Genomic DNA, 26,841 nt, shown 5'->3' on the forward strand with positions numbered 1-26,841 from the left:
CCAAGCCGTCCATTCCGTCGTCGAATGCGGCTCAGCAGCGGTGTGACAGGCCCTCGGCAGGCGGGGGTCGGCGCCGCTGCAGCGCAGTATCCAAGGAGGCTTCCCATGCACCCCGTCTTCACACCCCCCCTGCCAGCGACGCCGGCCCCCAGCCGCCGCAGCCCATTCAACCCCTGGATGGCGCTGGGCGCCCTGGGGCTGGTTTTGCTGCTGAACCCCGGCACGGGGCAGGCCAAAGACAGCCCCGCCGCCAAAGACGCCAAAGCACCCGCCGAGGCCAGCACCGCACCCGCCAGCGCCCCCGCCCAAAAACAACGCAACCGCATGGGCGAGTGCAGCGCCCAGTTCAAGGCGACGGGCAAGCCGGGGTCAGAACGCAAAGCCTTCATGCAGGAATGCCTGCGCAAGCCCAAGGCGTGACCCTGCCCAGCCGGGCCGGCCCGCGCCACCGGTCGGCCCGGCTGGCCGATAATCTCCGCATGGCCGACCGCACCGATTCCACCCCCTCCATTTCCTGCGTCATGCCGGCGTACAACGAAGCCGGCAACCTGGGGCGTTTTGTGCCCCAGGTGCTGGCCGCGCTCAAAACCCTTTCCCCGCAGGTTGAGGTGGTGATCATCAACGACGGCAGCCGCGACCAGACCGCCGCCGCCGCGATCGAGCTCACGCGTCAGCACCCCGAAGTCGTGCTGCTCGACCTGTCACGCAACTTTGGCAAAGAGGCCGCGCTCACCGCCGGCATGGAAGCGGCGCGTGGCGAGGTGGTGGTGCTGATGGACTCTGACGGCCAACACCCGGTGGAGTTGATCGGCCAGATGCTGGCCCGCTGGCGCCAGGGCATGGACGTGGTCTATGCCGTGCGCAAGACGCGAGACGACCAGACCCGCCTGCACGCCAAGCTGGCCGGGGTGTTTTACTGGCTGGTCAACCACAACAACCGGGTCAAGATTCCGCCCAATGCGGGCGACTTCCGCCTGATGGACCGGGCCGTGGTGGCCGCCATCAAGAGCCTGCCCGAGCGCAACCGCTTCATGAAGGGCTTGTACGCCTGGGTGGGTTTCAACAGCACCGCCCTGGAATACGAACCCCTGCCCCGCACGGACGGCCAGAGCAGCTTTGGCCTGCGCGGCGCCGCCTCTCTGGCCCTGACCGGCCTGGTGGCTTTTTCCTCCGTGCCCTTGCGCACGCTGGCCCTGCTGGGCCTGCTGATCTCGCTGGCGTCGCTGAGCTATGGCCTGTGGGTGGTCATTTCGTACTTTGTTTACGGCATCGATGTGCCCGGCTACGCCACGCTGGCGGCCGGCATGATGCTGCTCAGTGGGATCCAGATCCTGTCCATTGGGGTGCTGGCCGAGTACATCGGCCGCATCTATGAAGAGGTCAAGCGCCGCCCCACCTACTTGCTCAAGGGTCGCCACGGCCAAGGCCTGCCGCCGGCGGGCCCGGAGGCCTGAGGCCCCCCGGCCACCGCGGGGCGGCTGCCCCCTTGGGTCCCCTTCAACGCCGGCAACTGGCCAGCCCCGCCCCCGCCTGGGTGCTGGGGCTGCGGTACAGCGTCCAGGACTGGCCGCGCAGCACCCGCTCAAAACCGCTCACGGCCTGGTCATTGGGGGCCACCAACCACTGACCGGCTTGGCCCGCGGCCTGGGTCAGCGCGTCCAAGCCCTGCAAACGCTGGCCGGCCTGGGCATCGAAATTGGCACCTTCAAACAACTCACGACGCCAGTTGTCCTTGGCCGATTGGCGCTCATGGTCCCAGTCCTGCACCACCACCATGGCCTGCGGCAATCGGACCAGGAAAGGCAGGTCGTAGGGGAAGTCTCCAGCGGCCAGCACCGTGTCCTGCGGGCCCATTTGGCAAGCCAGCACGGCGGCGATGTCGGCCGTGCCCCGGCGCTCGGTGTAGCGCGTGGCCGCCAGGTTGACGGCCAGGGCCACGCCCACGGCCAACACCAGCAAGGCCTTGAACAAGCGCTCGGCATGGCGCCAGCGGCCCAGGCCTTGCTCAAAGCCCAGCGCGGCCAAAAAGGCCAGGGCGGGCATGACCGGCAAGGCATAGCCAATCAGCTTGGAATGCGGCACCGAGAAAAAGCCAATGATGGCCACCAACCAGATCCAGGCCAGCGCCACCCAGACCCGCGCCGCCGGGGTCAGCGGTGGCTCGGCATGGGGGCGCTTGAAGCCGCGGGCCACCAGCGGTTGCAGCGCGAAAAAGGCCCAGGGAAAGAGCAGCAGGAACAAGCCCGCCACGTAAAACCACCAGGGGCGACCGTTGTTGAACGTGGTCGCGGTGTAGCGGTTGAACTGCTGATCACCAAACAGGTAGGCCAGCAAACCAGGCGCGCGGCGCTCGGCCAGCATAAACCAGGGCACGGCAATCAGGGCAAACAACAGCAGTCCGCGCAGCCAGGGCAGGTACAGCACCTTGCGGAACTGGCGCGTCCACAACAGCCAGACGAACAAGACCAGGCCCGGCAGCACCAGGCCAATCAAGCCCTTGCTCAGCACACCCAGGCCACAGGCGGCAAAGCCCAGCAAAGCCAGGCCGGGGCGTGGCACCCAGGGGCCCCGGTCCGCACGGCCGCCCGAGTCCGAGCCCACGAAGGCCGCGGCAAAGGCCCAGATGGCCACGCCGATCCAGCCCGCCACCAGCATGTCGTGGTTGATGTACTGACCGCCAATCAAAAACGCTAGGCTGCTGCCCAGCATCAGGGCAGCGCGGCGCGCCAAACTCTCAGCGCGCTCGCCGGCCCCAAAGTCCATGCGGCGCACCGACAAGTACAGCGCCAGCAACATCAGCCCAGCGTGCAAGGCCGGCCCCAGCCGAGCCACCCACACTTGGGCGCCCAGCGCCGCCATCAGGCTGGCGTTGACCCAATGCAGCAGCGGGGGCTTGTGGAAGAAAGGGATGCCATTGAGGCGCGGCACCAGCCAGTCGCCGCTTTGCAGCATCCAGCGGCCAATTTCGCCGTAACGGCCTTCGTCGGGCACGGCCATGGGGCGCAGTGCGGCCAGCACCAGCAGCAGCACCCAAACAGCCCCCAGCGAGGCCCAGGATTTTTGTCTTTCAGTCACAGCGTCGACCTTGCAAGGGGGTTCATTGCGGGCGGGCGTACAACACCCGCCCGGTGACCAGGCGCACATCGGCCTGGTGCAGCGCCTCGGCAAAAGCCGGGCTGCTGAGGTAAGTCCATTCACGCACGCGGGCGGCGGCGATCTCGTCGTCAGGCGCGGGGCGGGAGGCGGGGTGGCACATCAAGAGCGTGCCCTCAGGCGCCTGCGCCAGCCAGGTGGCCATGCGGCCGGCATAGGTGGCCACATCGCCCTGGAAGTCATCGATGCCCGACAACCAGGGCGAACAGGCCATGCCCTGCGCTTGCGCCTGCTGCTGCAAGCGCTGCGCCCCCATGGCCGAGATGATGCGCCCCTTGAGCCCGCCCTGCCCCGGCACCGGGCGTGAAACGCGCAGGTAGGGGCGCTGGCCCGCGGGGTAGCGCTCGGCCAGCACGGCCACCAGGGCCTGGCGCAGACCGGCAAACTGCTGCACGTGCTGGTGCCCGTCCACGTGGTCGGGCGCGGCACCCCAGTGGTCTTCAAAGGCCTGCAGCTGCCGTTCGATGCAGGTGCGCGCCGCCGCCACGGCATGGCCTGGCCAGAGCGCGCGGCGCATCACCGCCCCCAAGCCAGCGCCGTGGCCGGCAGCCACGGCGAAGTGGCTGGTCCAGTCCAGGTGCAGGCCCACGTCCACCCGGCCGCGCCAAGGCGCCAGGGCGCGCGCGTCCTCCGCCCAGCGCGGCGACAAGGTCATGGCGCTGGTGGCGCTCAAACGCCCGGCCTCGATCAGGGACAGGATGCCTTGCGACACGCCTTCATGCAGCGCGTAGTCGTCCGCGCACAACACCAGGGACTTGCTCATGCGCGGCTCACCAGCCTCGGGCCCAGAACACGGCGATCACGGGGATCACCGGGAACAGGTGGGCCTGCACCATCACCCAACGGCGCACGCGACGCTGCTCGGCCGCGTCGGGCAGGGCGCCGGTGGCCCGGCAGGTGTCACGCCAGCGGCGAAACGCCCGCCCGGTGGGCAAGGCCATCAGGCTCATCAGCACAAACAAGGTGATCTTCAGGTGCAGCAAGGGCTGGGTGCCGTACCAGGCCAGGCCCTTGATGCCCAGGAACACCCGGGCCGCGCCCGTCAACAACATCAGCAAGGCCGCCAGGCCATAGATCAGGTGCAGGCGGGGCAGGCGCTCGAGCACCGCCGCGTTCAGCCACTCGGGGCGGCACAGCGCAGCCTGGCTGGCGAGGAACACCACCAGGGTCAACATGGCCAGCAGGTGCAGGCTGGCCAACAGGGCTTCGAGGGTCATCGGACGGTCTTTCGCGCCCGGCGGCAAGATCGAGGCTGGTCCAAGGGGACCAGGGAGGCGCTCAGGAGGCCTTCCAGAAACCGGGCTGGCCGTAATTGTGCTTGAGGAAATCAATCCACAGGCGCACCCGCAGCGGCAGGTGCTTGCGCTGGGGGAAGACCGCGTAGATGCCGTTCGGCGGCGCGGCAAATTCGTCGAGCACGGTGCTGAGCCGGCCCTCGGCAATTTCGGCCTCCACCTCCCAGGTGCTGCGCCAGGCGATGCCAAAGCCGGCCAGGCACCAGCCGTGCAGCACTTGCCCATCCGAGCAGTCCAGCGGACCGCCAGGTTTCAGGTGGATCAGCTCATGGCCGTCATCCTTGGGCAGGCGAAAGGCCCAGCCCCGGGTCTGCGAGGCGTCACTGGACAAGGTCAGGCAGTCAAAGCGCGACAGCTCCGAGGGGTGGCGCGGCACGCCGTGGCTTTGCAGGTAGGACGGGGTGGCCACGCACAGGCGGCGGTTGTCGGCCAGGCGCACGCTGACCAAGGAAGAATCCGGCAGGTCGCCCACCCGCACCGCGCAGTCATAGCCCTCGCCGGCCAGGTCCACCACGCGGTCGCTGAGGTTGAGTGAAATCGTCACCTCGGGGTGCAACTCGCGGAACAAAGGCACCAAGGGGGCCACATGGCGGCGACCAAAGCCCGCCGGCGCGGTGATGCGCAAATGGCCGCTGGCCTTGACCCCCCCCGCGCTGACGCTGGCCTCCGCATTGGCCACATCGGCCAGCAGGCGCTGGCAGTCCTCCAAGAAGGCGCTGCCCTCGTGCGTCAACGTGATGCGCCGCGTGGTGCGCATGAGCAGTTTCACGCCCAGGCGCTCTTCGAGCGCATCCAGGCGCCGGCCCATGATCGCCGGGGCCACGCCTTCGGCGTTGGCCGCGGCCGTCAGGCTGCCGCGGGTCGCCACCGAGACGAATGACTCCATCTGCTTGAGTTTGTCCATGCGCGCAGATTAAGTCTTAAAAAGTAAAAGCTCAAGCCAAGTTCACCCTCATTAGGGTCAAAAAAAGGAGTGATTCACCCCTTCAAGTGCCTGCTGCGCCCGTTTTCAGCACCAAGCCACCCTGCACCCAGCCCGCATGGCCTGCCGAGGGCACACCAAACGCCTGGGCCATACCCAAGAATTACCCCTGTTTTTGTCACAGATAAATCACACGACAATGGATTAATCACCAGGCAAGTATCAAATAAAGTGGAGCCATGGACAAACGCCGAGCCCCTGCCGCCCACAACGCCCCCCAAGCGGTGTTGTTCGACGCCTATGGCACGCTGTTTGACGTGGACAGCGTGGCCCTGCTGGCCGAGCAGCTCTACCCCGGCCAGGGCCTGGCCTTGAGCCGGCTGTGGCGCGACAAGCAAATTGAATACACCCACCTGGCCAGCGCCAGCGACCAGGGCGCGCACTACCAAGCCTTCTGGAGCCTGACCCAGGCGGCCCTGCGCTACGCCGCCGCCCGCCTGGGCCTGGCGCTGCCCCCGGTGCGCGAACAGCAGTTCATGAACCAATACCGGGCGCTGAGCACCTTTCCGGAGACACGCGACGTGCTCAAGACCCTGAAAGAGCGCGGCGTGTGCACCGGCATCCTGTCCAACGGCGACCCCGAGATGCTGGCCGTGGCCGTGCGCAGCGCCGGCCTGGAGCCCTGGCTGGACCACCTGATCAGCGTGGACACGGTGCGCCGCTACAAGCCCCACCCCGACTGCTACGCGCTGGGCCCCCAACACAGCGGCGTGGCCGCGCGCGACACCCTGTTCGTCAGCAGCAATGGCTGGGACGCCCTGGGCGCCACCTGGTTTGGCTACACCACGCTGTGGGTGAACCGCCAAGGCCTGCCGCCCGAACAGATTGGCCCCGCACCCAGCCGCACGGGCAGCAGCCTGCGCGAGGTGCTTGATTTTTTCCCGGCGGGCTGAGAACGCCATCCCAGCGCCCCCGATTTTTGCTTTGATGCTTTTCTGATCCACCTTTCACACAAGGACCTCACCATGACCGCACGCACCCAGGTTCACGGCCTGCAAGTCGCCACCTCGCTGTACAACTTCGTCAACGACCAAGTGCTGCCCGGCACCGGCGTGGCGCAGGCTGCCTTCTGGCAAGGCTTTGACCAGATCGTCAGCGACCTGGCGCCCAAGAACATCGCCCTGCTGACCGAACGCGACCGCCTGCAGACCGAACTCGACGGCTGGCACCAAGCCCACCCCGGCCCCATCACCGACATGCCGGCCTACCGCGCCTTCCTGGAAAAGATCGGTTACCTGGTCAGTGCGCCTGAACAGGTCAGCGCCAGCACCGTCAACGTGGACGCCGAACTGGCCCAGCAAGCGGGCCCGCAGCTGGTGGTGCCCATCCTGAACGCCCGCTACGCCCTGAACGCCGCCAACGCCCGCTGGGGCAGCCTGTACGACGCCCTGTACGGCACCGACGCCATCCCTGAAACCGATGGCGCCGACAAAGGCAAGGGCTACAACCCGGTGCGTGGCGCCAAGGTGATTGCCTTCGCCCGCCAGGTGCTGGACCAATCCGCCCCGCTGGCGCAAGGCTCGCACAAGGACGCGGCGGGCTACGCCGTGGTCAACGGCCAGCTGCGCGTCAAGCTGCTCGACGGCAGCGAAACCGGCCTGCAAGACCCGGCCCGCTTTGTCGGCTACCAAGGTGAGGCCGCTGCGCCCAGCTCGGTGCTGCTCAAGCACAACGGCAACCACCTGGACCTGCAGATCAACCGCAGCACCCCGATCGGCCAGTCCGACGCGGCCGGCGTCAGCGATCTGGTGCTCGAAGCTGCGCTGTCCACCATCCTCGACCTCGAAGACTCGGTGGCCGTGGTCGACGCCGACGACAAGGTGCTGGCCTATGGCAACTGGCTGGGCATCCTCAAGGGCACGCTGACCGAAGAGGTGAGCAAGGGTGGCAAGACCTTCACCCGTGGCCTGAACCCGGACCGCGTCTACACCGCGCCCCAAGGCGGTGAGCTGCGCCTGCATGGCCGCTCGCTGATGTTCCTGCGCAACGTGGGCCACCTGATGACCAACCCGGCCATCCTGTACGGCAAGGGCCTGGAAATCCCAGAAGGCATCATGGACGCGGTCATCACCACCGCCATCGCCCTGCACGACCTGCAAGGCCACGGGGCCAACGGCATCCGCAACAGCCGCACCGGCAGCGTCTACATCGTCAAGCCCAAGATGCACGGCCCGGCCGAAGTGGCCTTCGCCAGCGAGCTGTTCGGCCGCGTCGAAACCCTGCTGGGCCTGCCCGCCAGCACCGTCAAGCTGGGCATCATGGACGAAGAACGCCGCACCAGCGTCAACCTCAAGGCCTGCATTGGCGCCGCTGCCAGCCGCGTGGCCTTCATCAACACCGGCTTCCTGGACCGCACCGGCGACGAAATGCACACCGCCATGCACGCTGGCCCGATGATGCGCAAGGGTGACATCAAGGGCAGCGCCTGGATCGCTGCTTACGAGCGCCGCAACGTGCTGATCGGTCTGCAAGCCGGCCTGCGCGGCCGCGCCCAGATCGGCAAGGGCATGTGGGCCATGCCGGACCTGATGGCCGCCATGCTGGAGCAAAAGATCGGCCACCCCAAGGCCGGCGCCAACACCGCCTGGGTGCCCTCGCCCACCGCCGCCACCCTGCACGCCCTGCACTACCAGCAAATCAATGTGGCCGAAGTGCAAGCCGGCATCGAGCAATCGCAAGAAAGCGCCGAAGCCCTGATGGACAAGCTGCTGACCATTCCCGTGGCCGCACAAGCCCACTGGAGCGAGACCGAGAAGCAACAAGAAATCGACAACAACGTGCAAGGCATCCTGGGCTACGTGGTGCGTTGGGTCGACCAGGGCGTGGGCTGCTCCAAGGTGCCCGACATCCACAACGTGGGCCTGATGGAAGACCGTGCCACGCTGCGCATCAGCAGCCAGCACATCGCCAACTGGCTCCTGCACGGTGTGGTCAGCGAAGCCCAGGTGCGCGCCTCCTTCGAGCGCATGGCCGCGGTGGTGGACCAGCAAAACGCCGGTGACCCGCTGTACAAGAGCCTGGTCGCCCACCCGCAAGGCGCCGCCATGCAAGCGGCCCTGGACCTGGTCTTCAAGGGCCTGGTGCAGCCCAGCGGCTACACCGAGCCCCTGCTGCACGCCTGGCGCCTGAAGGTGAAGGCCGGCGCCTGAGCCCCCGCGCCCACAGCCCCCGGCCACGGCCGGTGACTGGAGGCCCCAGAACAAGGCACCTGCGGGTGCCTTTTTTCATGGCCGCCCCCTGGGCCCGGCGGGCTTGCGGCAAAATCTGGCCCGATGAGCGCTCCCACCGACACCACCCGCTGCCCCTTGTGCGGCGGCGCCAATGGCTGCGCGATCGCCCTGGGCGCTGCGCCCGAGACCTGCTGGTGCATGCGCACCGCCATCCCGGAGTCGGTGCTGGCCCAACTGCCTGATGCCGAGCGGGGCCTGCGCTGCATTTGTGCGCGCTGCGCCGGCGCTGACCTTCCCACCACGGTGCCTTGCGGCACCACACCCCCCGCCTGACGCCATCGCGGCACCAGGTCTGCGCCCGCAGGTCGGCTGGGGCCTGCCAATCCTTCTATGATTCTTGTTTTTCCTGCATCTGAACTGGAGTTGTGACATGCCTACGTACCACGTCGAAATGATGGAAGGCCGCACCATCGAGCAAAAGAAGAAGCTCGTGGCGGAAATCACCCGCGTGTCGGTCGAGATCCTGGGTGGCGCGCCCGAATCGGTGGACATCATCATCACCGACATCAAGCGCGAAAACTGGGCCACCGGCGGCCAGCTCTGGTCTGAACCGCGCAGCTGATTGACACCACCGCCCATGAGCCCACCCAGCCCCGCCCCCCAGAACGACGAGCAGCACGCACGCGAGCTGCGCGAGCGCTATGGGGAGCGGTACCGCTGGCTGCTCTTGCTGTCGGTGATGATCGGCACGATGGCGTCGATCATGTCCTCGACCATCGTCAACGTGGCCATCCCCGACATGAGCCACCATTTCGCACTGGGCCAGGAGCGCGCGCAGTGGGTCAGCTCCGGCTTCATGGTCGCCATGACCGTGTCGATGCTGACCACGCCCTGGCTGCTGGCCCGCTACGGCTACCGACGCACCTACTCGGGTGCCGTGGCGCTGTTGCTGTTGGGGGGCGTGGTGGGCGGTTTTGCCGACCTGTACTCGCTGGTGCTGGCCGCGCGCGTGACCGAAGGCCTGGCCGCCGGCATCGTGCAGCCCATCCCCGCCATCATCATCTTGCGCGCCTTCGAGCCCCATGAGCAGGGCCGCGCGAGCGGCATCTTTGGCATGGGCGTGGTGCTGGCCCCCGCCATCGGCCCCAGCATCGGGGGCATCCTGGTCGACCTGTTTGGGTGGCGCTCCATCTTTTTCATGGTGGTGCCTTTTTGCCTGGCCTCGCTGTGGATGGCGCAGCGCTTTGTGCCACGCACCGCACCAGGCGGCGTGGTGGCCAACCGCCATGGCGCGGCGCTGGACTGGCGCGGCCTGCTGCTGGGCAGCATCGGCACGCTGTGCCTGCTCAATGGCCTGGTGGACCTGCGCGGCGGCACACCCACCCAGGCGGCCCTGCTGTTGAGCGGCGCCTTGCTGTCCTTGATTGCCTTCATTGGGTGGGAGCGCCGCGTGCTGCGCCAAGGCGGCGAGCCGCTGATGAACCTGTCGCTGTTCAACTACCGCCAATTCGCCATGGGCAGCGTGGTGGCCGTGATCTACGGCACCGCCCTGTTCGGCTCCACTTACTTGCTGCCGGTGTTCATGCAACTGGGCCTGCACATCACGGCCTCGCATGTGGGCACCATCTTGCTGCCCGCCGGCCTGGTGCTGGCCGTCACCATCGCGGGCGTCGGGCGCCTGGCCGACCGACAACCAACCTACCTGCTGGTCAGCATTGGCCTGGCCCTGCTGGCCGCCTCTTTTGCGCTGATGCTGCTGATCGACCTGCAATCCGGCCTGTGGGTGCTGGTGCTGCTGGCCGTGCTGGGCCGCATCGGCCTGGGCTTCATCCTGCCCTCGCTCAACCTGGGCGCCATGCGGCCGCTGGACAAGGCGCTGATCCCGCAAGGCGCCAGCACCATCAACTTCTTGCGCATGCTCGGCGGCGCCGCTGGGGTCAGCCTGTGTGGCATCGTGCTCGAGTGGCGCCTGGCCGCCCATGGCGACTCGCTGAGCCAGCTGCAAACCAGCCCGGCGCGCCTGGCCGCTTTTGACGAAGCCTTTGTCATGCTGGCGGGCCTGTGCCTGCTGGCCCTGGCAGCCGCCTGGCAACTCAAGGGGGGCGATGCTCCCCGCCCCGCCCCCAAGCCGGAGACCTGAACCATGTGCCAACTGCTGGGCATGAATTGCAACGTGCCAACCGACGTCACCTTTTCGTTTTCGGGCTTTTCGCAACGCGGTGGCGTGACCGACCAGCACAGCGACGGCTGGGGCATCGCCTTTTTTGAAGGCCGCGGCCTGCGCCACTTTGTCGACCATGAGCCGGCCGCCCACTCGGCGGTGGCCCAGCTGATCCGCAGCTACCCGATCAAAAGCCGCAACGTCATCGCCCACATCCGCAAAGCCACGCAGGGGGCCGTCAACCTGCAGAACTGCCACCCTTTCGTGCGCGAACTGTGGGGCCGCTACTGGGTGTTTGCCCACAACGGCGACCTGAAAGACTTCAACCCGCGCCTGCACGGCCACTTCAAGCCGGTGGGCAACACCGACAGTGAACTGGCGTTTTGCTGGATCATGCAGGAGCTGGCCAAGTCCCACGCCAACGTGCCTTCGGTGGCCGAACTGACGCTCACGCTGAAGGAGCTGGCGCCGCGCATCGCACGCCATGGCACGTTCAACTTCATGCTGTCCAATGGCGAAGCCCTTTGGGCCCACGCCTCCACCCACCTGCACTACCTGGAGCGCGGCTTCCCCTTCAGCCAGGCCACCCTGGCCGATGAAGACCTGAGCATGGATTTCAGCACCTGCACCGCCGCGGGCGACCGGGCCGCCATCGTGGTCACCGCGCCGCTGACCCTGGACGAGGCCTGGGTCGCCTTCCAGCCTGGCGAATTGAAGGTGTTTGTCGACGGCCGCTGCGTGGGCTGAGCCTCTGTTGCCACCCTCCCCGGGCAGGCGCCGAGGCGAAAAAAAACCGCCGACCCTTGCGGGGCGGCGGTTGGGCGCATATCAATCTTGAAACGACGGCTCAGCTACCGTTCTTGACCTGTGCCGCCTCAGCCTTGTCAGGCTGCGATGGCAACTGGCGCTTCAGCTCTTCTTCGGAAATCACTTCAAACACACGGACCACCTTCTGCACACCGTCCACGCCCCGGGCGATTTCGGTGGCGCGGTTGGCTTCGCGCTGGGTCACGCGGCCCATCAAGTAGACCACACGACGCTCAGTCACTACTTTAAATGCATTTGAGATCAAATCGCGCGCATCGACCAAACTGGCCTTGACTTTGCCCGAAATCAGCGCGTCATTGGACCGATCGCTCAGGCTGCTGGGCAGGCCGACAACCATCTCATTGTGCACGCCGCGCACATTTTCGACCCGCGACACGATCTGCTCGACCTTTTGCTTGGCCTCGGCCGTGGTGGCCTCGCCGGTCAGCAGCACCTGGCGGTTGTAGCTTGTGACGTTGAGGTGCACGCCGTCGCCCAGGGCTTCGTGCACCCGGTTGACCGCGCGCAGCTCAATGCCCTCGTCCTCGACCTGGGCGCCCGAGGTGCGCCGGTCCGTGGCCACGAAACCCGTCATGACCGCACCACCCGCGACCAGCGGGAAGCAGCCCGTGAGCTGGCTGGCCAAAGCCGCCGCCGTCAACGCCGCCCATGTCAGCCGTTTGAAAGATGAATTCATGTGAGAAGCTCCTGTTCACCCAGTAATTGCGCATCCACGCCGTCGCAGATGCAATGCAGCACCAGGAGGTGAACCTCCTGGACCCGTGCGACACGCTCGTGTGGCACGCAGATATGAACGTCGGTTTCGCGCAACAAAGGGCCGACCAGGCCACCACCGCGGCCCGTCAAGGCCAGCACGGTCATGTCACGCTCGTGCGCTGCCTCGATCGCGGCCAGCACGCTGGGCGACTGGCCATCGGCCGACAGCACCAGCAGCACGTCACCGGCCAGGCCCAGGGCGCGCACCTGGCGCGCAAACAATTGGCGGCCATCGGTCTCAGCCTGCGCCGACAGGCCTGCACCGTCGGTGCTCAAAGCCAGCGCGGCCAACTCGGGGCGCTCGCGTTCGAACTGGCCCACAAAGCCTGCCGCCAAATGCTGGGCCAGGGCGTTCGAAGCCCCATTGCCGCAGACCAGTACCTTGCAGCCGCTGGTGACGCAAGCCATCACGGCCTGCACTGCGGCGGCGATGGGTTTGCTTAAGGTCTGCGCCGACTGGTATTTGAGGTCGGCGCTGTCAATGAAGTGCTGTTGGATGCGTTGCTCGAGCATGGGCGCCGATGATACCCCCGCACCAGAGTGGGTTCCGGACGGCAACGCACGCGGGATGAAGGGTTTTAGCCCGCATCAAAGGCCGCTTTCAACCACTGGACGGTGCCTGGCGCCTCGCCCTCCACCGTCACCACGTCAAAACGGCAGGGCGGCGGTGTGCGCAGGCGCATCAGGTAATGGCGGGCGGCAAAGACCAGGCGCGAGCGCTTGACCGCCCCCACGCTGGCGGCCGCGCCACCGTGGGCGCTGCTGCGGCGCTGGCGCACCTCGACAAACACCAGGGTGCCGTCGGGTGCACGCATGATCAGGTCGATCTCGCCACCGCCGCGCCCAGGCGTCCGATAATTGCGCTCCAGCAGGCGCAGGCCTGCCGCCTGCAGGTGCTGCAAAGCCCGCTGCTCCGCCGCCGCGCCCAAGGCCCGGGTGGTGGGCCGGGCGGCAGGGGGGGTGACGGTACCACTGGCCGGTTTTTTTCCGAGGATTCCCATTGAGCGCTTCTTTTGCTTCCGCCCTGTCGGCCGCCCGCGACGCGGCGGCCCCGCAGCATTATCCGAAAGGCACCCTGTATGTGGTGGCCACGCCCATCGGCAACCTGGCCGACATGACTCTGCGGGCGCTTCACGTGCTTGAACTGGTGGATGCCGTGGCCTGCGAAGACACCCGCCACACCCAAAGCCTGCTGCGCGCCTACGGCATTGACCGCCCCGGCGCCCAATTGATGGCCGTGCACCAGCACAACGAGGCCGAAGCCGCCAGCCAGGTGATCGAGCGCCTGCAACGCGGTGAGCGCATCGCCTACGCCAGCGACGCGGGCACGCCCGCCGTCAGCGACCCCGGCGCCCGCCTGGTGCGCGCCGTGCAGGCCGCCGGCCTGCGGGTGGTGCCCCTGCCCGGCGCCAGCAGCGTCACCACCTTGCTGTCGGTGGCGGGCGTGACGCCCCAAGCGGGGCTGCCCTCGGGGTTTGTGTTTGCCGGCTTCCTGCCCACCAAAGCGGGCGAGCGCGACAGCGCCGTGCAAGTGCTGGCTGGCGAGACCCGCGCGGTGGTGCTGCTGGAGGCGCCGCACCGCATCGAGGACCTGGCCCGCGCCCTGGCCGTGCTGGGCCCGCGCCGCGTGACCCTGGGGCGCGAGCTGACCAAGCAGTTTGAAGAAGTGGCCACCGTGCCCGCCCAGGACCTGTCCGCCTGGCTGGCGGCCCAAGCCCAACGCACACGCGGCGAGTTCGCGGTGCTGATCCATCCACCCGAGGTCGCCGCGGCCGACGATGGGCAGGATCTGCGGGTGCTGCAGCTGCTGCTGGCGGAATTGCCGCTCAAGACCGCCGTGCGCCTGTGCGCGGAGATCACCGGCGGCTCCAAAAACGAGCTGTATCAACAGGCCCTGACGCTCAAACGCGGGCAGGACACAGAGGATTGATCAGGTCACCCCAAGCCGCAGAGGCGGCGCCCCCTCAAGCCTTGGGGGCCGGTCGACGCGCTGCAGGGCGGCCCCGCGGGCGCTTGGCCGGCGCTTCCGAGGCCGCCTCCGGGGTCGGCTGAGGGGCCAGCGCGGCCGGTGGTGCCAGCAGGGCGTCTGGCTGGGGGTCACCCACGTCAGCCGCCGCCTGCGAGGGGCAAGGCGGACAGGGTGGGCAGGCCCCTTCCGGCGCCACCAACTGGGGCGCCAGGGACGGGGACGGCCAGGTGCGCTCGGCCTCGGCCAGCATCCAGCGCGTGCGCTCAATGATGAAGTCCAGGAAGGCCCGAGTGCGCGCGGGCACGAACTTGCGGCTGGGCATGGCCGCGTACAAGGTGAAGCGGGCGGTGATCCAGGGTGACAGCACGCGGCGCAACTGCCCATTGCGCAGGTACGGGGCCGCCAAGTCCATGGGCAGGGAGCACACACCCGCGCCGCTGATGGCCGCTTGCAAAACGGTGTCGGTGTGGTCCACCACCAGGGCGGGCTCGACCTGCACCTCCAGCGCGCGGTCCCCATCGTCGGGGTTCATCAAGCGCCACACCCCAGGACGCACCGAGGGCATGCGCAGGCGCAAACAGGCGTGGCGACGCAGGTCTTCGGGCTCCCGCAAAGTGCCCGCGGCGCGCAGGTAGCGCGGCGAGGCGCAGACGATGCCCACGCTGGACACGATGGGCCGCGCGATCACATTGGCGTCGAACTCGCTGCCCGCCCCCACCAGGGTCAGGTCAAAGTCCTCGATCGTCAAATCGCTGGTCGAACTGGTGTGGATGTCCAAGGACACGCGGGGGTAGAGCCGGCGGAACTCCGCCACCTGCGGCGCCAGGATGTGCACCGCCATCACCGGCTGGGCCTGGATGCGCAGCAGGCCGGCCACCTCCTGGGTGTGGGCGCGCATCGAGGCCTCAGCCTCTTCGATGTCGCTCAAGATCACGCGCAGCCGCGCCAGGTAGGCGGTGCCCGCTTCGGTCAAAGCGTTTTTGCGGGTCGTGCGCTGCAACAGCCGGGTGCCCAGGTGCTGCTCCAGGTCTTCCACCAGGCGGGTCACCACAGCGGGGGACAGGTCCATCTTGCGCGCCGCCGCGGCAAAGCCGCCTTCGCTGACGACGGCCTGAAAAACCTTCATTGACTGCAGGCGGTCCATGGGGCGACTCCAAAGTGGGACAAGAACGCGATCCAGCTATTATTTCTGAATCTGCCTGCAATCCATGCAACTTTTGCGCCACTGTTGCGAGGCACCTTGGTGATCGTGCGCCCTGGGCACGGGGCCGGAAGTGCCCCCGCCGGGGGTAACCAGCGGGGGATCTTCTGAACCTGGGCAGCCGGTAAGCCGCCTTCCATGCCCAGAAGTTTGCCAGCGCGGGCCCCGAACAATCTTTTGTTCTTTCGACAGAATCCAGCTCATTCAGAACAAAATTCTTTAAAACGGAAATTTGCAGTTTAATTCTCGGAATGGACAAAATAGACCGAAAAATCCTTCAGGTGCTGCAAGCGGATTCGCGCACCAGCCTGCACGACATTGGGCAGGCGGTGGGGCTGAGCCCCTCGCCCTGCTGGGGCCGCATCCGCAAGCTGGAGGACAGCGGCGTGATCGAGGGCTACACCGTGCGCCTGAACCCACAAGCCCTGGGCCTGAACGAAACGGTGCTGGTCCAGGTCACGCTGGACAGCCACTCGGACAACACCCTGGAAAAATTTGGCGAGGTGCTGGCCGCCATCCCCGAGGTGATCGAAGCCCATCTGGTCTCCGGCGAGTACGACTACCTGCTGCGCGTGGCCGTGCGCGACACGCGCGACTACGAGCGATTCCTGCGCGAGCGCCTCTACAAGATCAAAGGCATCCGCCACAGCCAGTCTCGCTTCGTGCTGCGCACCCTCAAAAAAGCCGACCTGCCGCTGGACGGCTGAGCGAACGCCCCGCCCCAGCGACACACGCCAGCCTCAGCCCCCTGCGCCTTGTTTATGATTTCGGGTTTGGCCGGCAACGGTCCCTACTTTTTTAAAACAACGGAGCATTTTTCATGTCCAACAGCCAAGACAACGACAGCCAATCCCGCTTTGCCCTGGGTTTCCTCACCATTTTGCTGGTGTTGGTGGTGGGCACGGTGGTGGGTTCGGTGGTGGTGCAACGCCTGCGCCCCGACACGGCTGCGGCCCCAGCAGAAGCCATCGTTGAGGTGGCGGCTCCAGGCGCGGAGGAAGTGGCGGCCATCAAGGTGGACAACGGCGTGGTGACCTTCTTCTTCGCCAGCAACAGCGCTGACGTGGCCGAAGGCGCCCAACAGGCCCTGGCCGAGGTGGTGCAGGCCCTGGCCGCCGGTCGCCGCGCCGCCATTTCGGGCTTCCACGATGACAGCGGCGCCGCCGAGCAAAACGCCGAACTGGCCAAGCAACGCGCCTTGGCCGTGCGCGAAGTGCTCAAGGCCCTGGGCGCCAAGGAAGAAGTGATCGAACTGCGCAAGCCCGAGCTCAGCACCGGCAGCGGCAGCCCAGCCGAGGCCCGTCGCGTCGAAGTGATTCTGCTGCCCAACTGATCCAAGCAAGCCGGGCCGCAGGCCCCTTCGCCGGCCCGCACCGCGGTGCCGGGTGCCTGCCCCGGTTCAGCGCGTGTGGCCGTAGGCCAGGCCCGACGCCACACCGCCAAACAAATCGCCTTCGACCAAGGGCACCCCTGGGAAGGCCTCGGCCAAGGCCTGCTGGAAGGGCTTCAGGGCTGAAGAGCCCCCGGTCAGGTACACGGCCCCCAGCTGCTGCGGCTGCAAACCGGCACGCTGCACACATTCCAAGGCACATACCACCACCTGGGCCAACAGGCTTTGCAGGTGGTCGGCCAGATCTTGCGGCGACAGGCTGGCGTTCAGGCCGGCCTCGATCAGCGACAGGTCAATCGTCTGCGGGCCCTGGCCACTGGAGCAGCCGATCTTGGCCTGCTCCACGCCGTTGGCCAGGCGGTGACCAAAGCGCTCGCGCAGCACCGTCATCAGGCGCTGGTGCAGTTGGGCGTCACGGTAGTCCACGCGCAGTTCTAGCGCCTCGCGCACCGCTTTGGGCGTTTGCTGCCAGTGGATCAAATGCCAGGTGGCCAGGTCAAAAAACACCCGGCTTGGCACCTCGCGGCCCTTGGGGCCCAGGTGGCGGTAGCCCAGCAAGGGCATGACCTGCTCCAGGTTCAGGCGCTGGTCGTAGTCGGTGCCGCCAATGTGCACGCCGGTGGTGGCCAGGATGTCGCTGTGGCGCTCGGCCAGGGCCACGCGCTGCGGGCCCAGGCGCACCACGGTGAAGTCGGAGGTGCCGCCGCCGATGTCCACCACCAGCACCAGGGTCTCGGCGCTCAGGCGACGCTCGTAGTCCAGGGCGGCGGCGATGGGCTCCAGTTGGAACCCCACGTCGCGAAAGCCGCAGTGCGCAGCGGCTTGCAGCAGCATGTCCTGCGCCAGTTGGTCGCGCTCGGGGTCGTCGTCGACAAAATGCACCGGCCGGCCCAGCACCAGCTGGCTGGGCAACCCGCCCAACTGCTGCTCGGCGCGGCGCACCAGCTCGGCCAGAAAGCGCGCGATGATGTCCTGAAAGCTGATCTGCTCGCTGTTGACGGCCGTCTTTTCGAGCAGCAGCGGGCTGCCCAACAGGCTTTTGAGCGAGCGCATCAAACGGCCCTCGGTCTCGGCCAGGTAGCAGCTCAGGGCGTCGCGCCCGTAATGCACGGTCTTGTCTTCGGCATTGAAGAACAAAGCGGTGGGCAAGGTCGTGGCCTGGCCCTCCAGTTGCATGAGGCGGGCGTCCTCGCGCCCATGGGCCCAGGCCACAGCCGAGTTGGAGGTGCCGAAATCAATGCCCAATGCGCCGGGAAGAATGCTTGCCATGAGGAACGTGCTCAACCGGGCCCGCCGCGAAGCCGCCGGCCCTTTCAGAAAAAAGAAGGCCGGGATTGTGGCACAGCCCTCCAGCTCGGCGAGGCGCCAAGGATTCGTCCCAAGTGTTCGGAGCCCGCCATCTGCGTTGGCAATCCGTGGATTCATGCCCAAAATAGGCCGCCATTGCGCTCCGCCTCGGGGCCTCCAGGCCAGAAAGTCCCGCACCCCATGAAGCTGTCGGATTTATTCAAGCGCACCAGCGGACACGGGCTCAGGCACAACAGCCCGGACCTGCGCGCCGAGCCCACCGCGTTGGCCGAGGCCTTGCTGCAGGCCTGCGCCCATTTGCTGACCCACCGGCTCGACCCGGACGAGAGCATTCGCTGGGTGTTCGACGCCCTGCTGCGCTCGGCCCCCCATGTGCGCCTGGCCTGGAGCTGGGCCGGCCCACCCGACGTGCAGCAGATCGAACCCCGCAACGTGTGCGGCCCCGCGCGCAGCTACCTCGACGGCGTGGCCCTGGAGCGCAGCCCGCTGACCGAATCCGGCCCCGCCTTCCGCCTGCTCAAGCGCGACCAGCCGGTCAGCCACAACATCACCGCCGACTCGCCCTACGGGCCCTGGCGGCGCGCCTACCAAGTGCACGGCCTGCGCTCGGTGCTGGGCCTGCCGCTGCGCGCAGACAGCACGGACCGCCGGGGCATGGTGGTTTTCTACGCCGACCGGGAGGACTACTTCCAGCAGCTGGGCATGGGCCTGTTCGACTCGCTGGCCACCCTGCTCAGCGCGGTGGTGGTGCAGGCCGACCAGCAAAGCCAGTTGGCCCGCGAAGCCCAGCAGGACCCGCTGACCGGGCTGCTGAACCGGCGCTCCATCAATGGTCAGCAGCAGCAACTGGGCAAGGACCGCGAACGCAGCTCCTCGGTGCTGCTGCTGGACCTGGACCATTTCAAAGCCATCAACGACGAACTGGGCCACCTGGCGGGTGACGAAGTGCTCAAGACCGTGGCGCGTCGCCTGCTGGATGGCGTGCGCAGCGCCGACCGCGTGGCGCGTTGGGGGGGCGAGGAATTCCTGGTCTGGCTGCCCTCCACGCCACGCGAAGGTGCCCGCCTGGTGGCCGAGTCCCTGCGCGAGCGCATTGGCAGCACACCGATCGCCCTGCCCAGCGGCGAGGTGCGGGTCACCGTGTCGATTGGCGTGGCCGAGATGCTGCCCGATGAGCACCTGGAGCCCGCCGTGGCCCGCGCCGACGAGGTCTTGTACGAGGCCAAGCGCAGTGGCCGCAACCGGGTGCGCCTCTGGCAGGGGCCCGTGACCGAGCTGGCCCCCTTGACCCTGGGAGCGGGCGCGCTGCAACGCGCCAACCGCGTGCCCACCGGGCAGCACGAAGACCCTCACGTTGCCATCATTGGCAAACAACTCGACGGCCAGATCACCAGCTGGAACCTCGGCGCCGAGCGCCTGTTTGGCTACACCGAACAAGAAATGCTCGGCCGCAACATCGCCCTGCTGCTGCCTGCCGACCGGCTCCATGAAGAGCAGCACATCATCGACCGCCTGCAGCGCGGCGACCCCATCGAGGCCCTGCACACCACCCGGCTCCACCGCGACGGCCACCCGGTCGATGTGACGGTGTCCGTGACCCCTTTGCGCGGCCCCGGCGGCACCATCGTGGGCGCCGCCAAGACCGTGCGCATCCGCACCCCATCCCCCCAGGCGCTGCGCTGAGGGGCCCGTGCCAGCGCCCACCGGCAGCGGCACAATCCCCCCATGACTGCCCCCACCCCGGTGAGCCCCACCGTCCCCGCCATCACCCCACGCCCCACCCGCAGCGCCGCCTGGGCCGTGTGCTGTGGCCACTACCAACCGCCCACGGTGGCCGACATCGCCTTGATTCAATGCGCGCTACAACACGCGCGCCAGGTGGTCGTGGGCCTGGGTGGCGCCTACCAGGCGCGCAGCCCGCGCCAGCCCCTGAGCTGGGGGGAGCGCGCCGACCTGATCCTGGCCGCCCTGCCCGAACGCGATCGCACCCGGCTGCGCTTTCTGCCGCTGCGCGAAGGGCCTGACGCGGCGCGCGGGCAGGCCGACTGGCGCGCGGGCCTGGCCCGCCTGACCCAGTCCACCCCGGCCGCCGAGCTGCTGCTGGTGCTGCCAAGCCCAGGCGAGCGCGTGCACGCCCTGTGCCGCCAGGCCCTGGCCGACAGCCCCGTGCTGGACGCTGCCGCCCTGCCCCCGGCACAGGCGCCGAACGCCGCAGCGCTGCGTGACGCCTGGTTCAACACCGACAACGGCCTGCAAGCCCTGAACCGCCTGAGCGCCCAGTGGCCCGCCGCCGTGCTGCACGGCCTGCGCGAGTGGCATGGCCAAGGTCACTACGAGGCCTTGCGCACCGAATGGCGGGCCCTGCGCCAACACCGGGAGCTGTGGGCGGTGGCGCCCTACCCGCCCGTGTTCGTGACCGTCGACGCGGTGGTTCTTTGCGCCAGCCATGTGTTGCTGATCCGGCGCGGCCGCGCGCCCGGCCTGGGCCTGCTGGCCGTGCCCGGCGGCTTTCTGGAACAGGACGACACTTTGCTGCAATCGGCCCTGCGCGAGCTGCAAGAAGAAACCCGGCTCGGCCTGCCCGAGGCCGAGCTGGCGGCCGCCTTGCGTGGCGTGGTGGTGCTGGACGCGCCCGAGCGCAGCCAGCGCGGGCGCACCATCACCCACGCACACCACTTTGACCTGGGCCAGCGCCCCCTGCCCGCCGTTCAAGGCGACGACGATGCGCGCGAGGCCTTGTGGGTGCCGGTCGCCGACCTGGCCGGGCTGGAAGACCAGTTTTTTGACGACCACTTCATGATGCTGGACCACTTCCTGGGCCTGCTGCCCCGGTGACGGGTCAAGGGCCGGCTAACGCCAGCCCACCCCGCCCAACCCATCCCAAGCCCCACGGCAGACCAAGCCGCCAGGGCCGGCTCAGCGCAAGACGCTGGACATGGCGCCCAGGGCGTTCAGGCTGCGCACCGCGTCCTGCACGCTGGCGCAGCGCAGGCTGACCGTGTCGGCCGACTCACGCTGCAGGTGCGGCCACAGCGCAAACACATCGGCCAGGGCCGGCGTCTGGCATTGCACACGCAGCTGCAAGCCAGCGCTGGCGTCGGCCTGCGCCCACTGCGGGCGCCACGGGGCCGGCGCCTGGCCCGCCGCGCAGCGCTGCACCGCGGCCTGGCTGCTTTGTTCGATCAACTGGCGCGCGGCCTCGGGTGACAGGGAGCGCCCGCTGCGGGCGCCCTCGGACCACTTCACGCCCAGCACTGCCACGTCGGGCCCCAGGGCCTGGGCTTCGGGGGCCATCACATCGCAACCGCTGACCAGCAGCACCGGCACGCCCAGCTCGCCGGCCAGGGCGCCGTACAGGCCGACCTCACCCAGCTCCAAGCCGCCCAGCCAGACGCGGGCAAAGGCAAAGCTGTTGCTGGTGTGGGCCAGCACGCCGGTGGTTTTGGCGCGCGCGTGCCAGCCAATCATCAACACGCCGTCGATGGCCTGGTCCACGCCCGCCATCATGCCCAGGCGGCGCGGCTTGCCCTGGATCAGCTCGGCGCGCGGGTCCAGCTCGTCGGCCAGCAGGTTGCCAAAGTGGCCATGCGAGTCGTTCACCAGCACCGCGCCGGCCCCGCCCGCCCACGCGCCCCGGATGGCGGCGTTGGCCTCTTGCGTCATCCAGCGCCGGGCGCGCTCGTACTCGCTCTGGCCGGCCTGGGTCTGCTCGGGCCGCCAGACACCGGCCACGCCTTCGATGTCCATGGAAATCAGGATGCGGGGAGAAGAGGACATGGTTCAGAACTCGCTTCAGGCGTCAGAAAAAACAGCCGGCCAGGCCGCTGGCGGCAGGCTCAGCAGCTCGGGCGCCACGGTGGTCAGGGCGTGGCGGTGGTGGCCGTCGCGCCCGCTCACGGGCTGGGCGGCCCACAGCGCGTGCAGGATGGCTTGCTCGGTGGCTTCGGCGGCGGCCTGGAAGAAGCCGTCGAGTGCGCTCTCGTGCAGCAGGGTGACACAGGGCATGGCCTCGTCGGCGCGCTGCGGCAGCCGGTAGGCGGTGGAAAACGCCAGCGCCACATCGCCACTGCCGTGGCCGTAGTCCGAGCCGGTGCGGGCCAGGCCCGCCGCCGAGCGCCGCGCCACGCGCTGCAACTGGCGCGCGTCCAAGGGCGCGTCGGTGGCCAGCACGATGATGATGGAGCCGCGCTCCGGGCCCGCCGCTTCGGTGCGCGCGATGCGCGCCTGCAGCCCCGGGCCGATGCACTGGCCGGCCACGGTCAGCGCCTCGGGCCGGCCCTGGTTGGCCAGCACCAAAGCGCCCAGCGTGAAGGTCTGGCCCTGCCAGACCAGGCGGCGCGAAGCGCTGCCCACGCCGCCCTTGAGCCCATGGCAAGACATGCCGCGCCCCGCGCCCACCGCGCCCTGCTCAAAGTGGCGGCCTGCGCCGGCATCGCGCGCGGCCTGCAGGGCCTGCCACACATGGGCCTCTTGCAAGGCCAGGGCGCGCGCATCATTGAGCCAGCCGTCGTTGCACTCGAACACCAGCGGGTTGAGCGTGGGCAGGCTGCGCGCCAGCTCGGGCTGCTGCGCCATGGCGTCGCGGATCAGGGCCGTGCTGGCCGTGCCCACCGCGAAGGTGCTGACCAGGGCGATGGGCGACTCGATCTGGCCCAGCTCCTGCACCTGCATCAGGCCAGCGCTTTTGCCAAAGCCGTTGATGACGGCCAGCCCGGCCGGCAACTTGTGCAAAAACAAATCGCCCGGGGCCGGCAGCAGCACGGTGGCGCCGGTCTGCACCGCGCCCTCGGACAAGGTGACATGGCCCAGGGCCACGCCCGCCACGTCGGTGATGGCGTCCAGCGGGCCACTGGGCAGGCGGCCGACCTGGGGCGCGCCCAAGGCGCTGCGGGCCATGGGACTCAACCCCGGTCGAGCTTGGGGTCCAGCGCGTCGCGCAGGCCGTCGCCCAGCAGGTTGAACGCCAGCACGGTGACAAAGATCGCCAGGCTGGGGAAGAGCGCAATGTGCGGCGCGTTGAGCATGTCGGCGCGCGCCTCGTTGAGCATGGCACCCCACTCGGGCGTGGGCGGCTGCGCGCCCAGGCCCAGGAAGGACAGGCTGGCCGCGGTGATGATGGAGGTGCCAATGCGCATGGTCAGGTACACCACCACCGACGACACCGTGCCCGGCAGCAGGTGGCGCAGCATGATGACCGAGTCCGGCGCGCCGATCGAGCGCACCGCTTCGATGTAGGTCTGGTGCTTGAGCGACAGCACATTGCCCCGCACCAGGCGGGCAAACGCGGGCACGCTGAACACCGCCACGGCCACGATCACGTTGATCATGCCGCTGCCCAGAATGGCCACGATGCCGATCGCCAGCAAGATGCCCGGGAAGGCAAACAGCACGTCGGACATGCGCATCACGATGCGGTCCCACCAGCCCTCGTAATAGCCTGCCAGCAGGCCCAGCAGGGTGCCCACCACGGCGCCCACGGCGACCGAGACAAAGCCCGCCGTGAGCGAGATCCGCGCGCCCATCAGGATGCGGCTGAAGATGTCACGGCCCAGCGCGTCCACGCCAAACCAGTGCGCGGCGCTGGGCGGGCTGTTGAGCGCGTCGTAGTCGAAAAAGCCCTCGGCGTCATAGGGCACCAGCCAGGGCGCCAGCACGGCCATCAGCACCAGCAGCAGCACCACCACGCCGGCCACCAGAGCCACGCGTTGGCGTTTGAACTGGCGCCAGAACTCGGCCGCCGGGGTGCGCACCCGCTCGGCCACCGGCACGGCCACGGAGGGGCGGGAAGACTCTTGTGTCATTTGAAGCGGATGGTCGGGTTGATGAGGGCGTAGAGCAAATCCACCGCCAGATTGATGAGGATGAACTCGAGCGAAAACAGCAGCACCAGGGCCTGGATCACCGGGTAGTCGCGCATCTCCACCGCGTCCACCAGCAGGCGGCCCATGCCGGGCCAGTTGAAGACCACCTCGACCACGATGGAGCCGCCCAGCAGGAAGCCGAACTGCAGGCCCATCATGGTGACCACCGGGATCAGCGCGTTGCGCAGCCCGTGCTTGACCACCACGGTCAGCTCACCCAGGCCTTTGGCGCGCGCGGTGCGCACATAGTCTTCTTTGAGGATGTCGATGAAGGAGCTGCGCGTGAAGCGCGCCATCACCGCCGCCACGCCGGCCCCCAGCGTCAGCGAAGGCAGGATGTAATGGCGCCAGCTGTCCGCGCCCACGGTCGGCAGCCAACCCAGCTGAACCGAGAAAAACTGCATCAGCAGCATGCCCAGCGCAAAAGACGGGAACGAGATGCCCGACACCGCCAGCGTCATGCCCAGGCGGTCGGGCCAGCGGTTGCGCCACACGGCCGACACCATGCCCAGCACCAGGCCCAGCGCCACCGACCACACCATGGCCGCCACAGTGAGCCAGAACGTGGGCGCAAAGCGCTCGGCGATCTCGGTGGCCACCGGCCGCTTGCTGCGGATCGAGGTGCCGAAATCGCCTTGCAGCGCGTGGCTGAAAAAGCGCAGAAACTGCTGCGGCAAAGGCAAGTCCAGGCCCAGGTCCTGGCGCACCAGTTCGACCGTCTCAGGCCCTGCCTCGGGCCCCGCCGCCAGCCGCGCCGGATCGCCCGGCAGCAAGTGCACGAACGAAAACACCAGCACCGCCACGATCAGCAGCGTCGGCAACAGGCCCAGCAGGCGCTTGAAAAGGTAATGGATCATGGATTCTTCAGCTCAAACAAAAGCGCCAAACGGGTCCGAGCACGTCCAAGGCATGGCCCGCCAGGCGGGCCCCTCCGCACGGGCCCCTCGACCAACCGACGGGGGCCTCGACGCGCAGGCAAGCCCCAGGCGCGAGGGCGTGCCAGGCCGCCGCCCGGCCGCCCGAAGGCGGCCTGCGGCCCCCTTGGGGGGCAGGGAGCGACACGCAGTGCGCGACCGTGGGGGTCACAGACCTTGGGGGTCACCTCCGGCCGCCGCCGGGCCGCCCCAAGGCGGCCGGGGCCCCCTTGGGGGGCAGGGAGCGACACGAAGTGCGCGACCGTGGGGGTCATCATTTCAATTCGATCTCATCGAAGTTGAAGTTCCAGTCGGGCATCACATAGAAGCCCGCCAGGTTGCGTGCGCGCACCGACAGCGAGCGCTCGGTCACCAAGAAGGCCCAGGGCGCGTCCTTCCAGATCTGCTGCTGCGCTTCGGCGTAGAGCTTGGTCTTCTCGGCCTTGTCGGTGGTGTTCAGCGCCTTGGCGATGTTGCGGTCCACCACCTCGTTCTTGTAGTACGCGGTGTTGAACAAACGCGGCGGGAAGGACTCCGAGGCCAGCAGCGGGCGCAGCGCCCAGTCGGCTTCGCCCGTCGACGAGGACCAGCCCACGTAGTACATGCGCACCGGGGCGGTGGCCGGGTCTTGCGCGCTTTCCACGCGCTCCACCCGTTGGCCGGCTTCGAGCGCCTGCACCTGCACCTTGACGCCGACCTGGCCCAGCTGCTGCTGCACGAACTGGATCACCTTTTGCGCCGTGGTGTGGTTGTAGGCGCTCCACAGCGTGCTCTCAAAGCCGTTGGGGTAGCCCGCTTCCTTCAGCAGCTCGCGCGCCTTCTTGGGGTCGTAGGGCCAGGGGCCGAGCTTGGTCGAGTACTCCACGCCCTTGGGCGCCACCGAGTCCATGGGGTCGGCATAGCCCGAGAAAGCCACCTTGGCCAGCGCCTCCTTGTTGATGGCGTAGTTCAGCGCCTGGCGCACCTTCGGGTTGTCGAAGGGCTTTTGCTGCATATTGAAGGAGATGTAGCGCTGCACGATGGACGGGCCTTGCGTCACTTCCAGGCTGGGCTTCTTGGACAGCGTTTCCACCGCTTCGGGCGGCAGGGTGAAGGCAAAGTGCGCTTCGTTGGTCTGCATCATCGCGGCGCGGGTGTTGTTGTCCACCACGGGGCGCCAGGTGATGCTGTCCACCTTGGGGTAGCCCTTCTTCCAGTAGCCGTCGAACTTGGCCACCTTGAGGTAGTCCGTGGCTTTCCACTCGACGAACTTGAAGGGGCCGGTGCCCACCGGGTTTTGCGCGATGCCCTTGTTGCCGTACTTGGCCAGCGCCGCGGGCGAGATGATCACGCCCGAGGGGTGGGCCAGGGTGTTGATGAAGGGCGAGAAGGGCTCTTTGAGCGTGAAGCGCACGGTGGCCGGGTCGACCACCTCGGTCTTGGCGATGTTCTTGTAGAGGTTGTAGCGCTTGAGCTTGTTGTCGGGGTTGGTCACGCGGTCAAACGTGACCTTGACGGCTTCGGCATTGAAGTCAGTGCCGTCGTGGAACTTGATGCCCTTCTTGAGCTTGATGGTGTAGCTCAGGCCATCCTTGGTCACGGTGTGGCTCTCGGCCAGCACGGGCACCATGTTCATGTCCTTGTCGAAGCTGTAGAGCCCTTGGTAGAAGGACTTGGCCACCGCCTGCGAGATGGTGTCGTTGGCGTCATAGGGGTCGGTGGTGGTGAAGCTCGAGTAGAGCGCCACGACCACGTCCTTGGACGCGTGGGCCGAGGACACCGACAGCCCTGCCAGCGCCAGTGCGGCAGCGAGGTGATTCAAACGCAGTTTCATGACAACACTCCTGTGAAAGTTGAAAAGCCAGAATTCAAGG

27 protein-coding genes are annotated in these 26,841 nt (G+C 67.9%); 13 read left to right on the forward strand and 14 right to left on the reverse strand.

Annotated elements, in window-relative coordinates; genetic code table 11:
* Positions 1-105: 105 nt before the first annotated feature.
* Positions 106-420, forward strand: a complete 315-nt coding sequence (locus tag PSQ39_RS03310) for a PsiF family protein (protein WP_273925166.1) — start codon at positions 106-108, stop codon at positions 418-420.
* On the forward strand, positions 396-1,454 hold the full coding sequence (locus PSQ39_RS03315; protein WP_273925167.1) for a glycosyltransferase family 2 protein: 1,059 nt from the start codon (positions 396-398) through the stop codon (positions 1,452-1,454). Before PSQ39_RS03310 ends, PSQ39_RS03315 begins: the two co-directional genes overlap by 25 nt.
* A gap of 43 nt (positions 1,455-1,497) precedes the next feature.
* Here the strand turns inward: PSQ39_RS03315 and PSQ39_RS03320 are convergent, their stop codons facing one another.
* The 4 genes from PSQ39_RS03320 to PSQ39_RS03335 all read right to left on the reverse strand — a co-directional run bounded on the left by PSQ39_RS03320 (position 1,498) and on the right by PSQ39_RS03335 (position 5,352).
* Positions 1,498-3,075, reverse strand: coding sequence for an ArnT family glycosyltransferase (locus tag PSQ39_RS03320; protein ID WP_273925168.1), 1,578 nt, complete (start codon positions 3,073-3,075; stop codon positions 1,498-1,500).
* A 22-nt stretch (positions 3,076-3,097) separates the two neighbouring features.
* Positions 3,098-3,916, reverse strand: a complete 819-nt coding sequence (locus PSQ39_RS03325) for a ChbG/HpnK family deacetylase (protein WP_273925169.1) — start codon at positions 3,914-3,916, stop codon at positions 3,098-3,100.
* A 7-nt stretch (positions 3,917-3,923) separates the two neighbouring features.
* Positions 3,924-4,370 (reverse strand): DUF2214 family protein, encoded by a 447-nt coding sequence (locus PSQ39_RS03330; protein WP_273925170.1) that lies wholly within the window; start codon positions 4,368-4,370, stop codon positions 3,924-3,926.
* Positions 4,371-4,431: 61 nt separating this feature from the next.
* Positions 4,432-5,352, reverse strand: a complete 921-nt coding sequence (locus tag PSQ39_RS03335) for a LysR family transcriptional regulator (RefSeq protein WP_273925171.1) — start codon at positions 5,350-5,352, stop codon at positions 4,432-4,434.
* Between the two features lie 257 nt (positions 5,353-5,609).
* Between PSQ39_RS03335 and PSQ39_RS03340 the strand changes: the two genes are divergently transcribed.
* The 6 genes from PSQ39_RS03340 (at position 5,610) to PSQ39_RS03365 (ending at position 11,508) form a co-directional block, all read left to right on the forward strand.
* The gene (locus tag PSQ39_RS03340; RefSeq protein WP_273925172.1) at positions 5,610-6,323 is read left to right on the forward strand and encodes a haloacid dehalogenase type II; all 714 of its coding nucleotides are present in this window, start codon (positions 5,610-5,612) and stop codon (positions 6,321-6,323) included.
* A 72-nt stretch (positions 6,324-6,395) separates the two neighbouring features.
* Positions 6,396-8,579: a malate synthase G gene (locus tag PSQ39_RS03345; RefSeq protein ID WP_273925173.1), complete on the forward strand. Its 2,184-nt coding sequence runs from the start codon at positions 6,396-6,398 to the stop codon at positions 8,577-8,579.
* Positions 8,580-8,702: 123 nt separating this feature from the next.
* Positions 8,703-8,933 (forward strand): cysteine-rich CWC family protein, encoded by a 231-nt coding sequence (locus PSQ39_RS03350; protein ID WP_273925174.1) that lies wholly within the window; start codon positions 8,703-8,705, stop codon positions 8,931-8,933.
* 97 nt (positions 8,934-9,030) lie between these two features.
* Positions 9,031-9,222 (forward strand): 4-oxalocrotonate tautomerase, encoded by a 192-nt coding sequence (locus tag PSQ39_RS03355; RefSeq protein WP_273925175.1) that lies wholly within the window; start codon positions 9,031-9,033, stop codon positions 9,220-9,222.
* A 15-nt stretch (positions 9,223-9,237) separates the two neighbouring features.
* Entirely contained in the window at positions 9,238-10,740 is a 1,503-nt protein-coding gene (locus PSQ39_RS03360; protein WP_273925176.1) for an MFS transporter, read from the forward strand.
* Between the two features lie 3 nt (positions 10,741-10,743).
* Complete coding sequence (locus PSQ39_RS03365) at positions 10,744-11,508, forward strand: class II glutamine amidotransferase (RefSeq protein WP_273925177.1); 765 nt, start codon at positions 10,744-10,746, stop codon at positions 11,506-11,508.
* A 100-nt stretch (positions 11,509-11,608) separates the two neighbouring features.
* On the opposite strand, the gene PSQ39_RS03370 is transcribed toward PSQ39_RS03365, so the two are convergent.
* From PSQ39_RS03370 to PSQ39_RS03380, 3 genes are all read right to left on the reverse strand, one after another.
* Positions 11,609-12,265 carry a BON domain-containing protein gene (locus PSQ39_RS03370; RefSeq protein WP_273925178.1) on the reverse strand — a complete coding sequence of 219 codons (657 nt, stop codon included), beginning with the start codon at positions 12,263-12,265 and terminating at the stop codon, positions 11,609-11,611.
* The gene (locus PSQ39_RS03375) at positions 12,262-12,858 is read right to left on the reverse strand and encodes an SIS domain-containing protein (protein WP_273925179.1); all 597 of its coding nucleotides are present in this window, start codon (positions 12,856-12,858) and stop codon (positions 12,262-12,264) included. Before PSQ39_RS03375 ends, PSQ39_RS03370 begins: the two co-directional genes overlap by 4 nt.
* 65 nt (positions 12,859-12,923) lie before the next feature.
* Positions 12,924-13,346, reverse strand: coding sequence for a YraN family protein (locus PSQ39_RS03380; RefSeq protein ID WP_273925180.1), 423 nt, complete (start codon positions 13,344-13,346; stop codon positions 12,924-12,926).
* Here PSQ39_RS03380 and rsmI point away from each other — a divergent pair.
* Positions 13,346-14,275: a 16S rRNA (cytidine(1402)-2'-O)-methyltransferase gene (gene rsmI / locus PSQ39_RS03385; protein WP_273925181.1), complete on the forward strand. Its 930-nt coding sequence runs from the start codon at positions 13,346-13,348 to the stop codon at positions 14,273-14,275. The genes PSQ39_RS03380 and rsmI overlap by 1 nt on opposite strands.
* A 34-nt stretch (positions 14,276-14,309) precedes the next feature.
* Here the strand turns inward: rsmI and PSQ39_RS03390 are convergent, their stop codons facing one another.
* A complete protein-coding gene (locus PSQ39_RS03390; protein ID WP_337961921.1) occupies positions 14,310-15,458 on the reverse strand; it encodes a LysR family transcriptional regulator in 1,149 nt (382 codons plus the stop codon).
* 308 nt (positions 15,459-15,766) lie between these two features.
* On the opposite strand from PSQ39_RS03390, the gene PSQ39_RS03395 reads away from it, so the two are divergent.
* Together PSQ39_RS03395 and PSQ39_RS03400 are read left to right on the forward strand one after the other, a co-directional pair.
* The gene (locus PSQ39_RS03395) at positions 15,767-16,222 is read left to right on the forward strand and encodes an Lrp/AsnC family transcriptional regulator (RefSeq protein WP_273925182.1); all 456 of its coding nucleotides are present in this window, start codon (positions 15,767-15,769) and stop codon (positions 16,220-16,222) included.
* Positions 16,223-16,335: 113 nt separating this feature from the next.
* Positions 16,336-16,848 (forward strand): OmpA family protein, encoded by a 513-nt coding sequence (locus tag PSQ39_RS03400; RefSeq protein WP_273925183.1) that lies wholly within the window; start codon positions 16,336-16,338, stop codon positions 16,846-16,848.
* Positions 16,849-16,914: 66 nt separating this feature from the next.
* On the opposite strand, the gene PSQ39_RS03405 is transcribed toward PSQ39_RS03400, so the two are convergent.
* The gene (locus PSQ39_RS03405; protein WP_273925184.1) at positions 16,915-18,174 is read right to left on the reverse strand and encodes an Hsp70 family protein; all 1,260 of its coding nucleotides are present in this window, start codon (positions 18,172-18,174) and stop codon (positions 16,915-16,917) included.
* Positions 18,175-18,393: 219 nt separating this feature from the next.
* Here PSQ39_RS03405 and PSQ39_RS03410 point away from each other — a divergent pair, with 219 nt between their 5' ends.
* Both PSQ39_RS03410 and PSQ39_RS03415 read left to right on the forward strand, forming a co-directional pair.
* Entirely contained in the window at positions 18,394-19,896 is a 1,503-nt protein-coding gene (locus tag PSQ39_RS03410) for a diguanylate cyclase (RefSeq protein WP_273925185.1), read from the forward strand.
* A gap of 42 nt (positions 19,897-19,938) precedes the next feature.
* Positions 19,939-21,048, forward strand: a complete 1,110-nt coding sequence (locus PSQ39_RS03415) for an NUDIX domain-containing protein (protein WP_273925186.1) — start codon at positions 19,939-19,941, stop codon at positions 21,046-21,048.
* Positions 21,049-21,129: 81 nt separating this feature from the next.
* Here PSQ39_RS03415 and PSQ39_RS03420 read toward each other — a convergent pair whose 3' ends face one another.
* The 5 genes from PSQ39_RS03420 to gsiB all read right to left on the reverse strand — a co-directional run bounded on the left by PSQ39_RS03420 (position 21,130) and on the right by gsiB (position 26,801).
* Positions 21,130-21,990, reverse strand: coding sequence for a M55 family metallopeptidase (locus PSQ39_RS03420; RefSeq protein ID WP_273925187.1), 861 nt, complete (start codon positions 21,988-21,990; stop codon positions 21,130-21,132).
* Positions 21,991-22,005: 15 nt separating this feature from the next.
* The gene (locus PSQ39_RS03425; protein WP_273925188.1) at positions 22,006-23,109 is read right to left on the reverse strand and encodes a DmpA family aminopeptidase; all 1,104 of its coding nucleotides are present in this window, start codon (positions 23,107-23,109) and stop codon (positions 22,006-22,008) included.
* A gap of 5 nt (positions 23,110-23,114) precedes the next feature.
* A complete protein-coding gene (gene gsiD, locus PSQ39_RS03430; RefSeq protein WP_273925189.1) occupies positions 23,115-24,014 on the reverse strand; it encodes a glutathione ABC transporter permease GsiD in 900 nt (299 codons plus the stop codon).
* The gene (gsiC, locus tag PSQ39_RS03435; RefSeq protein ID WP_273925190.1) at positions 24,011-24,931 is read right to left on the reverse strand and encodes a glutathione ABC transporter permease GsiC; all 921 of its coding nucleotides are present in this window, start codon (positions 24,929-24,931) and stop codon (positions 24,011-24,013) included. The genes gsiD and gsiC overlap by 4 nt, the downstream gene beginning before the upstream one ends.
* A gap of 331 nt (positions 24,932-25,262) precedes the next feature.
* Positions 25,263-26,801 carry a glutathione ABC transporter substrate-binding protein GsiB gene (gene gsiB, locus PSQ39_RS03440; protein WP_273925191.1) on the reverse strand — a complete coding sequence of 513 codons (1,539 nt, stop codon included), beginning with the start codon at positions 26,799-26,801 and terminating at the stop codon, positions 25,263-25,265.
* Between the last annotated feature and the right edge of the window lie 40 nt (positions 26,802-26,841).

The sequence above is a fragment of the Curvibacter microcysteis genome (genome assembly GCF_028649455.1).
Classification (GTDB): Bacteria; Pseudomonadota; Gammaproteobacteria; order Burkholderiales; family Burkholderiaceae_C; genus Curvibacter; species Curvibacter microcysteis.